The organism is Crossiella sp. SN42, assembly GCF_023897065.1.
Classification (GTDB): Bacteria; Actinomycetota; Actinomycetes; order Mycobacteriales; family Pseudonocardiaceae; genus Crossiella.
In genome coordinates this window covers 61,674-74,011 of record NZ_JAMHIV010000015.1, presented here as the reverse complement: position 1 = coordinate 74,011, position 12,338 = coordinate 61,674, and the positions used below count along the sequence as shown (strand labels likewise).

The following is a 12,338-nucleotide window of genomic DNA, read 5'->3' as shown; positions in this document are numbered from 1 at the left end:
GTCATGCCTTTGGTGCGGCTATATGGAACCGATCGCTGATGAGGCCTTCACCACGGCAAAGGCAATCGCGGGAGATGACGTCCGCTAGCCCCGTCTTCCGCACATGAGGGCGGTTGAATTGATCGGGCAGGCCCTCGACCTGCCCGATCAAGGGCTCTGCCAGGGTGTTCAGTCGTGGAGAAACGTGGACGGCGGCAGGCCCGGTATGTCGCAGCGAGCATCGAGAAACAGCTGGGTGCGTTGCCTGTGATAGCCGACTACGCTCGCCGTCTGGACCTCGCCGGGATCATCGACCGGGCCTGCCCAATACGCGATCTCGCCGATCTCAGCCACGGACAAGTGATCGAAACATTGGTCGCGAACCGGTTGACCTCACCAGCGCCGCTGGTCCGGATGACCGACTGGGCACGCGAACTTGCGGTCGAGGAAGTCTTCGGCATCAACCCGGCTCTGCTCAACGATGACCGGATTGGGCGGGCACTGGACGCGATCGCCCCCGAACTCGATCACATCGTCGGATCCGTTGGTGCACAAGCGATCTCGATGTTCGGGCATCCCAAGGACCGCCGCCTGGACCTGAAACAGATCCAGGCCGGGCTGGCGGTCACCGGCGATGGCGGTGTACCGGTCTTCCACCGCGCCTACGACGGTGGCGCCGGGGAAGTGGCCCAGGTGGTGGGTGCCATGACCGAACTGCAGAAGATGGCCAGGCCACGGGAGTTCCTGCTGATCGGGGACTCCAAACTGGTGTCCTACAACAACGTCTCGGCCATGACCGATGCCGGTGTCACCTTCATCGCCCCTGCCGCGAAGGCCTACGCGCCGGCCGTGACACTGGCCGCGCTGGACCTCGACTCCGCCACCGAGGTCAACTACGCCGCGCAACGCGACGCGGCCAAATCGGCCGCCGAACGCGGCCGGTGGCGTGTCAGCCAGGACACGATGACCCTGGCGGGCAAACGCAAGCAGGACCCGGTGCGCACGCTGCGGCGGGTGTTCGTGCACTCCACCGCCCGGGCACACGCCGCAGCCACCGCGCGGGCCAAGAAACTCGACCGCGCCACCGACGACCTTCAACGCCTGCAACGCGGTCTGGGATCCCGGCACTACCCCGACCGCCAAGCGGTGACCGCCCGGATCACCGCGATCGCCTCCGCCCGCCGGGTCACCGCCTACCTCCGCACCGAGACCGGTACCGATCCCGCCACCGGCAAACCCACCCTGCACTGGTGGTTCGACCAAGCCGCGCTGGATGCCGAGACGGCCACCGACGGCTGGTACGCGCTGCTGACCAACCTGCCCGCCGACCTCGACCCGGCCGAGGTGCTGATCCGCTACAAGGGCCAGGAAGTCGTGGAACGCCGCTACGGCACCGTCAAAGGCCCCTTGGCGGTGGCGCCGATGTTTCTGAAGAGCAACCGGCGCATCGCCGCCCTCATCACCGTGATCTGCCTGGCACTACTGATCTTCTGCCTGATCGAACGCCAAGTTCGGCTGGCGATCGCCCCACAAACCACTCTTGATGGGCTCTACGTAGGACGACCCGCCAAACCCACCGGACGGCTCATCTTCGAAGCCTGGCTCGACTCCGCCTGATCCCCGCGATCAACGGCCAGCCACCCGGCATACCTCAACCGCCACCACTACAAGCCACGCTGCTGGCCCTGCTCGATGTCGACCCAACCAGACCGAGATGATCAAATAGCACCCATCCGACGATCACCCAGAGTTGATCAACCCCTATGTGCGGAATACCCGGCTAGCAGGCGACCTCATGGCCCGATCTCACGTCGGTCTTCGCCGCTGGTGCTGCGGCGTCGTGCGCAGCCTGCTGGACCCGCCTGGAGCGTGCAGCTGCGAACCCTCCCCGGTGCCACGCAACAGCGATGGTGGCATGCCGACCCGCAGTGTCGTCCAGCCTTGCAGGAAGCGCCGATACGGTCAGTTCAGCTGGCGGCGCGCAGCTCCAGCAGCGTCGCCGGATCCGGGCCCGATCCCAGGCCGATCCCAGTCCACCCATTGCGTTCCACCGGCACGGTGCTGGTCTTGTCCTTGACCGTCACAGTCGCGGTCACCGAGTGATCATTGCCCTTGATTTGATAGGCATTGGGAATGTTCAGGGTGAGCCAGCCCGTGGCACCGGTGACCGTGAAACAGAAGTGCCCCGGATCGGGGTCCTTGTCCCCGGGAACGCTGGTGCTGCGCACCTCGATCAAGCCAGGCGCGCCACATGCGGCCAGCATGATGTGCCCATCGCCCTTGAGTAGCTTGATCCCGCGCTGGGCCAGCACCTTGGCCGCCCCGGGGTAACCGAAAGACTCCACCGACGACGGCTGCTTGTCCGGCTGATCACCCTGTTGAGCGGACGCGGCAACCAAGCCGACGCCCGAGGCCAGCACCGCGACACCAGCGGTGATCATGATTGTCCTGGCAGTCACACGCATGACGTGTCGCAACTCCTGTTCGGATGAGTGAAAACACCCACGCCAAGGAGACTTCCCCCCAACGTGTTCCGGAGCCAAGCCCTTCCCCAAGGACCACACACGAAGCCACCGGCGCAGCGATCCTAAGAGCAATGCGGCCGCCCACCAAACATCTGTGACCCACCTCGCTAGACCTCGTCCCCCGAAAGCGACGTACGCCGCATACAGGCTAGGCCGATCGTGCAAAATGTTGTGCCACTGCGGATTTGCTGATAGTTCTCTGCTGGAAACCGTGCGTCGAGACCGGGGGGCGACGCGTTGACAGGGGGAATCGAACGGCGCTGAAGGCTGGCCTGCGAACGCACAGTTAACTGCTGGCGTCACCGAGTCCGTGATCGCCGGTGTCCAGAGTGGACGATGATGCCGTTGCGCAGGCCGGTTCGCGCCTGTCCGCTACCTCGCCGACGCGTCGCGCGGGTCTCGCGGAACCGATGGAGTTCGTTGTGACAATGCTGAGACGGGGGGCGGCCGGCAGGCGTGCCACCGTGACCGTGATGACGGTAGTGGCGTTGATCGCCACCACCGGTGGACAGGCGGCAGCCGATCCAGCACCTGGGGGGCCACCACCCTCGGACCGGGCGAAAATTTTCGGACTGATGCGTGTCGGTGGCGCCGCCGTCTCCGGCAGCGCCGAGGCCGCGCTGCTGGGGTCCGAAGAGGACATCCGGGCCTTCCTCGCCACTGGGCTAGCCGCGGCCGAGGAGACCGACGACCGCGCCACCGTGCACGAGATGCTCGGTAGCGGCGGCCCGGCAACGCGGGAGGCAGCTCAACGCGCGGTGAGCGGATCCGTTGAGGACGTGCGGACATTCCTGGCCACAGGATGGAGAAAGCCCTGGCAGGACGATGCGCGCATCCGCGTGACCCGGCTGTTGTCCAGTGCCACAGGGCCGGTGGTGCGCACCGAAGCCAACACCGCACTCAACGGCAGCACCGAGGACCAGCTCACCTTCCTGGGTACCGGGTGGCAGCGGGCACAGGACAATGACGACCGGATCACCGTCCAAAGGCTGCTCAACTCCGGTGGACCGGCGGTGAAACGAGCGGCGAACTGGGCACTGTCCGGTTCGATCGAGGACGTCCGCGAGTTCCTGCGCACCGGCTACGCCGTGGCCATGCAGCGCGATCAGGAAACCAGCGCGGTCTCCCAGCTGGCCCAGTTGGCCCAGGAGGCGCAAGCACGCTCGGCCGAGCGGACCGAGGCGGCCAAGGAAGCCTCCGCACAAGCTGTGGCCGCAGCGGCTGCGGCCAAGGAGGCAGCGCAGCGTGCTGCCGCCGAGACGCAGTTGGCGCAGGACTCCACCGCCCGTGCCGCAGCCGCGGCAAACCGATCAGCGGATGCGGCCAATCGGGCCGCTGCCGCTGCACAGACGGCGATCAACGCCGCGGCGGCTGCCATCGCGGCCGCCAGGCAGGCGGCCAGCGCGGCCAACCACGCCGCGTGGGCGGCATCCAAGGCCAGCGCGGCCGCGGCCCAGGCCCGCAATGCCGCCGCCGCCGCGGCCAGGGACAGAGGCAAAGCAGACGCGGCACGGGATGCCGCCCGCGTCGCCAAGGATGCGGCGGTGGGCGCGCAGGATGCCGCGACCGCGGTCGCCAAGGCCATGGAAGCAGTGCAGCAGGTTGTCAACGCCGCGCAGGCCGCTGTCGCTGCGTCGAAGGATGCCCAGGCGGCCGGTGCCTCTGCTGATCAGGCTGGCTACTGGGCAGGAAAGGCCGGTGCCAGTGCGGCACGGGCGAACAACGCCGCGGCCAGGGCACGCCGCAACGCCGCGGAGGCGTCCCGTGCCGCCGGTGCCGCCCAAGTGCTGGCCACCGAGGCCGCCGGCCAGGCGGAGGAGGCCCGACGTGCCGCCGCCGCGGCGGCTACCCACGCCAACAATGCCGCGGTGGCGGCAGAACAGGCTGCCGAGCACGCCGGGGAAGCCGAGCATGCCGCGCAACGATCTCAGGAGGCTGCCAACGAGGCCAAGATCGCCGCTGACGCTGCTGATGGCGCGTATGAGCGAGCCCAGCGCATCGCCGACATCGCGCGCAAGACCGATGCCGAGCGGTTGAAGCTGCGGCAGAGCGAGGGCATGCGCGAGGCCGAGGAAGCCACCGCAGCGGAGAACGAGCGCAAGGCCGAACAGCGCTGGGAAGCTGGCCGGGCCGCCGTGCTCGACGCCTCGGCTCAACGGCTGCTGGCCGAGGCCCGTGATCCCAGAACGCCGACCGCGACTGTCGTGTCCAACAGCCGCAAAGTCGCAGCCAGGCTCTGGCGCACCGGTGGTCCCCATGTGATCACCGCCGCCGCCGCTGCTCTCTCCGGCGACGACACGGCGGCACAGGCATTCGTTCGTCAGGACCTCGACCACGCCGCAGCCAAGGACGAGCGTGACGGGGTCCGCATCATCGGCGGCGGGGCCATGGTCCCGGCTCAGCGCCAAGCGGCTCAGACCGCGATGGCTGGCAGCCAGGACCAGGTCAAGGAGTTCCTACGCACTCGTGCCTACCCGGGCAAGGACGACGACGACCGGATCGAAGTCCAGCGCATCCGCAACAACGGCGGACCGGCCACGAAGCAGGCTGCGGACAAGGCACTCTCGGGCACCATCGACGACGTCCGGACGTTCTTGGCCGCGGGCCAATACCAGGCCGCAGAGACCGATGACCGGGTCGCCGTCCAGCGCGCTGTCACCGACGGCGGCCCGGAGGTCAAGGCCGCGGGCAATGCCGCGCTGTCAGGTCCCCGGTCGCTGGTGAAGCAGTTCCTCCTGATCGGTCGCTACAAGGCCGAGCACCGGGATGCCGAAACCGCACTGCACGAGACAACAATCAACGGCTACCTGTCCAACACCGCACACGCCGCCGCCAAGGCCCGGGAAAACGCCGCGTTGGCCGCCGAAGTGGCCGCCACAGCGCGCGGCGCGGCTGAGGAAGGCAGGCAGTGGGCCGAACAGGCCCGAGACTCCGCCAACCGCGCCCAGGAGTACGCCAAGCAAGCCCAGGAACATGCCGACCGGGCCGGCCTGTCAGCGAGTGCGGCAGCCAGGTCCGCAGAGGAGGGACGCAAGGCGGCAGCCACCGCCTGGGCCAGCGCTCAGGCCGCGCAACGATCTGCAGCCCAGGCCAGCTACTCCGCCTCGCGAGCCGCAGCAGCCGCCGCCGATGCCCGCGCCGCTGCTGCGCGGGCCCGCGCCGAGGCCGCCGCTGCCAACAAGTCCGCCGCGGAAGCCCTCCAGATCGGGTTGGAGGCACGCAATGCGGCCCAGTCCAAGGTGGCGCTGGATGAGGCTCGCCAAGGCGTCACCGCCACGCGGGGTTCGATCAGTAAGCTCCGCGACGAGCTTGCCAAAGCTCTGCAACAGAGCGGTCTGCCAGAGGAACTCCGGCAGAAGATGCAGGACTACCTGCAGGTGGTCGATCGACTGCTGACGATGATCGACCAGATGGGCGGGGCCACCCTGCAGTTCGTGCAGGAGCATGCCGGGGAGCTCCTGGCCTTGTTCGGCCACCTCATCCAGGCCGGCGCGGGCATTGGCAGCATGCTCGGCGGACTGTCCATGATGGGCACCGGTGCCGCCACGTGTTGGGCCGAAATCAGTGCTTCCACCGCTACAGGTGCTGCAGGAGGCACCGTTGTCCTACCGGGAGGTGGCACGGCTACTGGTGCCGCGGTAGGTGCGGTGGTGGGCATCATCGCCTGCGTGCTCACCGGTGGCCCGCAGATCGTCGTTGGTGCCGGAGCGGCCCTCGGCGGCCTCTACATGGCCATCGAGGGCTTCAGCAACGCTGCTGAGGACATCAAACGAATCGCTGAGAACAAGGGGCCCGCACGATCGCTCCGACCGTCGGAACAGACCACCCTGGATCGGGCGAGAAGCGATCCCCGGCTTGCTGATCGGGAGCTGCGGCCGGCTGCGAGAGAGCAGGATGGCGAGTACATCGACAAGGCAGGACGTACCTATGATCAGATGGGAGACCCCCGGGCCTCCCAGTATTGGAACGAAGGAAGCTTCTTGAATTCGATCAGGCACCACCTCAACAAGTCAATCGACTACACCATCATTGACCTGACCGACTTCACGGGGCCTCAGCGATCTGCGGTTGACCGCTACCTGCGTGGCCTCAATCCGGAAGAAATCAAAAAGATCATCCGAATCGGGTTTTGATATGGCAATCATTGTTATCCCCGGCCACGAGTCGCGCAGCGTTCGCAACGAAACGCTCCGTCAGCTGAGTGAACGAGCCGGTAAGCAACTCGCCGATCCTGAGGACCGCTTCCTGCTCGAGCAGGCCGCGGCGATGAACTGCCTTGACTTCGAGTTGGTGGCGCTGGAGCGTCGCGGTCGCCTGGCTCAGGCCGTCATCGACTCAGCGGTGAACTACCGCGACGAACTGCTCCGACAGCCGGCGCTCAGCGACAGTGACCGCAGCCGCGCCGAGGCACTGGCCGAACTGCCGCCATACCTCAGGACCCTGCTGAGCGTCGAATAGTGAGATCTCCGGTCGCATCCATGGTCGGGGCCGACCGGTGACATCGCGGATGCAGTCGGCGCCGCACGGCTTCCAGGCCGTGCGGCGCCAATGCCCTGTTCCGCAGATCGAGACAGGGATCAACACAGCCCATCGGCATGCGCCGACCCAGTGTGAGTACTGCGTCAAGGAGCTGCGGTGAACCGGTGCGAGGCCGTCCTGAGCCCGGGCCGCCCTTGGGTGCATGTGCTGACCAGGTCGGAAGCGGGCGGCCCGCGTACAGTCCACCTGCCTGATTCAGGCCTGGTGGTCCAACTCGATGCGAAGAAGATGACCGATGTCGATGAACTGTTCGATCAGTTCGCTGACGGCTTCCGCTTCCCCACCTATTTTGGACGAAACTGGTCTGCCTTCGCGGAGTGCATCAACGATCTTGAGTGGCTTCCGGCCCACGCGTACCTGGTGATCATCGACAATGCGGACCGCCTTCTCCTGGATGCTCCCCTCGATCGGCCCGCCTTCATCAGAAACGCTCACGACACAGGAAAACGGTGGGCGAACTCGTTCGCACTCGGAGAGGAGCGGGGAGGCGGCGAGGTTCCCTTTAACTTCGTTCTCGTGTGCCCCGAGGATCAGCAGGCGAAGCTGAGCAGCGCTGTCGAGGAAGCTCTGCGCTAGCCGCAGCAAGCACTTCTGAAGCGATGAACGCCCGGTGCGGATGTCGCAGGTCTGATCACTACGACAGACCACGACGCCCCTCGTGCGGCGCCCGGACGACGTTGGTGTCCAGTCGGGCGGCATCACGTGATCAGTGTGCTGTGGCGGAATTTCGGGCCGGATCGGCAAGTCTGTAGCCGATCTGGTCGCTGACCGCCGCGGTGAATCTCTGGAGATAAACAGGGACGATCTTGTGACCGGCGGTTCGACGCTGGTCACGATACTGCCCGAGCTGATGGTGCTTCGCTCGGACGTGGCCGAGCATCATCCAGAGCTGTACCTGTCCCAGGCCAGCTCCCGGCCGTTCGGTGACTTCCTGGCCTTTGATGAGGACAGTGCGCTGGATATCCTCATCGGGATTGAACCCGCAGACCACAGAAGCGATGGCCGGGAATCGATGATTCCCGGCCATCGCCTGGTGTCATGACTGTCCGGCGTTGCTCAGCGGGCAACCCACGGTTCGCCGATGAGCCAGGTGGCGTCCTCGTTGTAGGAGTGCGCGGCATCCGACGGCCGGGATCCGGAGGCATCGGCCAGCCACAACTCGCCCATGTAGTGGCGCAGCCGCCGTTCCGGGAAGTTGAAGGACTCGAAGCTCACCCCGTCACCGGCCAGCCCGCTGCGGGCACACCAGGTCGCATCACCCTTGAAGGCGTCGGTGTTGGTGTTGTCGTCCAGCCGGACCTGGTAGTTGGCATGGCGCAGGAACGCGCCAGGGATGTTGAAGGACTCGAAGGAGTAGCAAGAGGGATCGGCCAGGCCGGGCACGATCTTCCAGGTGGCATCCCGCTTGTCCAGCTCCGGGCTGTTGGCGTCGATGCGTTCGATGCGGCCAAGGCCGTTGGCGTGCCGGGCGGAGGCGAACAAGCCCGGTGTGGCCGTGCGCAGCGAACGGATCTGAGTCTGCGGGGTCACCAGGTCATGCTTGGCCGCGGTGACGACCTGGACCTTCCACTGCTGCCCCGGGGCGTGCTCGACGGTGTACTGCACCAGCCGGGCACCGTCGTGGGTGGCGGAGTTCTCCACCGCCGCGGCCCGCCCGCTGGCCTCGTTGCGCAACACCACCGCTCCGCCACGGGAAGGAACCACCTGCCAACGCTGCTGCAGCCGGTTGCCCATGCAGTCATGCTGCACCAGGGTGGTCCCGTTGGCGGTGTTGCCGCCGAGGGGCTCCAGGCACTTCTTGGAGTTGTTGTTCCTCAGCAGGTAGGTGTTAATGCCCTGGTCGATCAGCTCCCAGCGCTGGGTCGCCCCGGCGTTGCACTCCCACTGGATCGCCTGGGCGTCATTGCCCTTCTCCCTGCCACCGATCTCCAGACACCGACCGGCCTGCACGCCACGCAACTCGACGATGTTGTCCACGGCCACGCCAGGCACCCGTCGGCCGTTGACGATCTGGGTGTTGATCCAGTCGCTGAGGCCGTCCAACCGCACGTTGGTGGCGCCGTTGCGGGTCTCGCTCTCCTCCAGGCAACCGCGCTGCCAGGAGGTGCTGTTGATCGCGATCAGCTCGGGAACACCGGTGCGGTCGCGGAAGACCGGACCGCCCGCGTCTCCTTGGCAGAGGCTGGCCTCCTTGGGGTTGCTGCCTAGGATGTCGACGGTCTGTGAGGTGATCGTCTCGACGGTGAAGTCGGCGCTCTGCAACTGGTCGGGCGCCCAGACGGTGGCGGTGCGGCCGAACCCGTTGGCCCGCACCACCTCGCCCTTGTTCGGCGCGGTGGTGCTGATGCGGATCGGGGCGATGTCGGTGACCGGATCGGCCAGCTTGGCCAGCACCACATCCCGATCAGCGCGCGGAGCCAGCTCGGCGATCTCGATGACATGGCCGTTGCTCTGCGACAGCAACGTCCGGCCAATGGTCGCCTTGGCCGGTTTGGCCGGCTTCCCGGCAGCGGGTTTGCTGCCAGGCTCAGCGAAACAGCTTGCCGCGGTGACAATCCACTGTGGATCGACGAGCGCGCCGGTGCAGCGACCGAAGTCACTGTCGACCTGGGCGGTAAAGGTGTAGGCCCCGTTGGGCACACCGGTGCCGTTGGCGATGGCGTGCGCGGGCGCGGCCAGCCCGACGGTGAGCGCCGTGGCGGCCAGACCAGCCGACACACGCGCGAAAACTCGTGCTTGTCGCACGATTCCCCCTTTGATGCGGAAAGACAACACTGCTTGCACAGGGCCGGAACCCGGAGACCGTGCCGCACTTGATCCCACCCTGACGGCACTATCACGTGTCCGGCCTACGGCAGTACATCGGCACCAGGCTGTTTTCGTGAACACCTTGTGTTCGACTTCACCCGTACTGTGATGACGAATCGGACACCCGAGCGTGTTGGCGCTCGAGCACCGACGGGACCGACACTTGGTGTAGAGCTGGCTCGTGCGCGGTGATCACACAGCGGCGACACTAGATTTCTTGAGTACTTGCAGTCTGATTCCGTGATGGATGCCCAACCCGCGAGAGCCGTACTCGCCCTATCTCGGCGAGTTCCCCTGGTCTTCTGCAGCCCAGATCGACGAGGACGAGGGCGACAGCCTCACCGACGCTGCTGAGGGCATTGACCTCGTGGACTTCATTGACCTCGTTGCACCAGCACCGGAGGCCACGGGGACTGGCGAGGCAATGTCTGCGCGCCTGGAACAGCTGCTCAGCCGCCGTGACCAAGGTGAAGGGCTGGAACGGCTCGCCCGAGAGCGGTCAATCTCTGGACAGGACGCCAACCATCTGCCCTCCGCCCTGGCTCAGGTCCCACCCGTGCGCGACGTCATCAAGACCGGGGTACGACCATCTCGGGCAACCGCTGCAGGTAGCCTCGGCGACCCAGCAGTACACCTGGCCAGGCACCAGCGCCGACTGCTCACTGGAGGCCACAGTGGTCGTCCACTTTCGCACAACCTGCTGCTGGTCTGACAGCGGACATGCACCGCCATCCCGACCGGTCCAGCGCGGCTCGGGCACTTACAGCCGGGCAAGCCGCACTCAGGCACAGATGCCCGTTGACGTCGAACTACATCCAGGCCATCGGAGAGTGGGTGGATCGGTGATCCCACCCCTCAAGGCTGTCCTCGCGGGTTGCTTAGTTGGGGCGACGGCTCTCGGGATTGCTCGGTGTCAGGTGGTGCAGCCGATGAAGCGGAGCTCTGCTGGGTGGTCGTTACCGGCCAGCCTGGTCAACTTGTAGACACCGGTCGGCTGGCAGGGACGCGGCTGCAACGCGACGGTGATGCGGTGTCCCAGTTCGTTGACCGCATATGTAGACGACTGTCCAGCGAGCGGACCGTCCAAGTACACCGCTGAGCAGACGTCGATCTTGGGCATGACGACCACTCGGGCCACGCCGTGCAGGAGGGCGATCACATCGTGGGGCAGGCCGGGGTCAATCAACACCGAGCGCCCGTCGGAGATCGTCATCACCACTCGGCCCTCGGCAGCGGGGGAAGGCTTGCTGAGCACACCATCAGGTCGTCCATGCCACGCGGCTCGTCTCTCTGCTCACCGGATGCTCCGCTGCCAACCTTCTGACCATTCTGGCAGTAGATGGGTAAGCACCGCTGGTGCGCACGACAGGGCCACCGGTTAGCCGGCCGGAGAGCGGATTCGTGGCGCCATCATCGAGGCGTTCGAGCAAGCGTACTCGCGGCACCGCCCACCCTGGGGCCACTGTGGTGGGACCCGCAGCAGAGGACGGTGATGACCGCCATGCGAGCGGACACGCGCAAGGGGCCAGAGCGACAACAGACAGTCAGCTGATCCGTGTTTCGTCCACCCGCGTCACACTGCGCCGCCAGCAGAGGCGAGAACGTGAGGTCGGAGGAGAACAACACCGGCACCGGCAGCAAGAAGACCCGCGTACGGTCTACTTATGGTCGCAACAACCTGCATCGGATGGCCAGAATACGGCCGCTACTCAGAAGCCGCCAGCGAACTCAAAATGACGAGTCGGCCAGAAAAGCCGCTCGGTCCCACTGTGAACAGAACCGCGGGTGCGGGCCAGCAGTGCAGTCGGCGCAGACCGGGGATCGCCGTGCTGTCCAGAACAGGGGAGTCAGCGCGCTGTTCCAAACTTTCTGCCGACCCTGCACCCGAGGTCCCTCATCTCTTCCTGTGGTGGGCCGTCACAACCGATGACGGAGGAGGATGTTCGTCCCCTGGGGGTGGAACGAACACGTCGACAATCGAATCGACGTTCGCACCCCGCGCGGCGACTACGGGTTCCCCCCTACCGGGCCCCAGACGCCGCTCATCCCGGCACCGGCCATGACGGCCTGACTGAACGGGCGCTCTCCCTCCCCGGCGAGCACCCCGCTCAACATCAGCATTGCCGCCACCCTCACCCCTGGCTACCTCCAGCCGGAACGGAACGAGATCACGCCTGCTCAGACCCCAAAGTACGGTTCCCGGTCCGGGAGTCCGGCCCCGCCAGGCCACCGGCGGTAGGGTCGCTGAGTGGACAGGGGAGAGACCGGGGGGCCGCGTACGGAATTCGCTGAGCGCTTCACGCTGCTCTACGCCGAAGCGGGTGATCCACCACTCAAACGCGTCACCGACTCCATCACGCGGGCGCAGCTCAGCGACGATCGAGCCCGGCCGGTGCGAGTCAGCGGCCAGCGCATCAGCGACTGGCGCCGCGGACGCAATGTGCCCGCATCCTGGACAGCCCTATCCGCAGTACTGGATGTGCTGAT

The 12,338-nt window shown here is 66.4% G+C and carries 9 protein-coding genes; 6 read left to right on the top strand and 3 right to left on the bottom strand.

Annotated features, from left to right (window positions below; all coding sequences use genetic code 11):
• Positions 1–174 precede the first annotated feature (174 nt).
• Positions 175–1,596 (top strand): IS1634 family transposase, encoded by a 1,422-nt coding sequence (locus M8C13_RS19255; protein ID WP_252482011.1) that lies wholly within the window; start codon positions 175–177, stop codon positions 1,594–1,596.
• A 350-nt stretch (positions 1,597–1,946) separates the two neighbouring features.
• Here the strand turns inward: M8C13_RS19255 and M8C13_RS19250 are convergent, their stop codons facing one another.
• Positions 1,947–2,420 (bottom strand): hypothetical protein, encoded by a 474-nt coding sequence (locus M8C13_RS19250; RefSeq protein WP_252482010.1) that lies wholly within the window; start codon positions 2,418–2,420, stop codon positions 1,947–1,949.
• A gap of 557 nt (positions 2,421–2,977) precedes the next feature.
• Between M8C13_RS19250 and M8C13_RS19245 the strand changes: the two genes are divergently transcribed.
• The 4 genes from M8C13_RS19245 (at position 2,978) to M8C13_RS19230 (ending at position 8,085) form a co-directional block, all read left to right on the top strand.
• Positions 2,978–6,637, top strand: coding sequence for a chemotaxis protein (locus M8C13_RS19245; RefSeq protein ID WP_252482009.1), 3,660 nt, complete (start codon positions 2,978–2,980; stop codon positions 6,635–6,637).
• A gap of 1 nt (position 6,638) precedes the next feature.
• Positions 6,639–6,962 carry a hypothetical protein gene (locus M8C13_RS19240; protein ID WP_252482008.1) on the top strand — a complete coding sequence of 108 codons (324 nt, stop codon included), beginning with the start codon at positions 6,639–6,641 and terminating at the stop codon, positions 6,960–6,962.
• Between the two features lie 177 nt (positions 6,963–7,139).
• The gene (locus tag M8C13_RS19235) at positions 7,140–7,619 is read left to right on the top strand and encodes a barstar family protein (protein ID WP_252482007.1); all 480 of its coding nucleotides are present in this window, start codon (positions 7,140–7,142) and stop codon (positions 7,617–7,619) included.
• Positions 7,620–7,851: 232 nt separating this feature from the next.
• Positions 7,852–8,085: a hypothetical protein gene (locus M8C13_RS19230; RefSeq protein ID WP_252482006.1), complete on the top strand. Its 234-nt coding sequence runs from the start codon at positions 7,852–7,854 to the stop codon at positions 8,083–8,085.
• A gap of 14 nt (positions 8,086–8,099) precedes the next feature.
• Here M8C13_RS19230 and M8C13_RS19225 read toward each other — a convergent pair whose 3' ends face one another.
• Entirely contained in the window at positions 8,100–9,761 is a 1,662-nt protein-coding gene (locus M8C13_RS19225; RefSeq protein WP_252482005.1) for an AbfB domain-containing protein, read from the bottom strand.
• Between the two features lie 337 nt (positions 9,762–10,098).
• Here M8C13_RS19225 and M8C13_RS19220 point away from each other — a divergent pair, with 337 nt between their 5' ends.
• Positions 10,099–10,563, top strand: a complete 465-nt coding sequence (locus tag M8C13_RS19220; protein ID WP_252482004.1) for a hypothetical protein — start codon at positions 10,099–10,101, stop codon at positions 10,561–10,563.
• A gap of 201 nt (positions 10,564–10,764) precedes the next feature.
• Here M8C13_RS19220 and M8C13_RS19215 read toward each other — a convergent pair whose 3' ends face one another.
• On the bottom strand, positions 10,765–11,064 hold the full coding sequence (locus M8C13_RS19215; protein ID WP_252482003.1) for a hypothetical protein: 300 nt from the start codon (positions 11,062–11,064) through the stop codon (positions 10,765–10,767).
• Positions 11,065–12,338 lie beyond the last annotated feature (1,274 nt).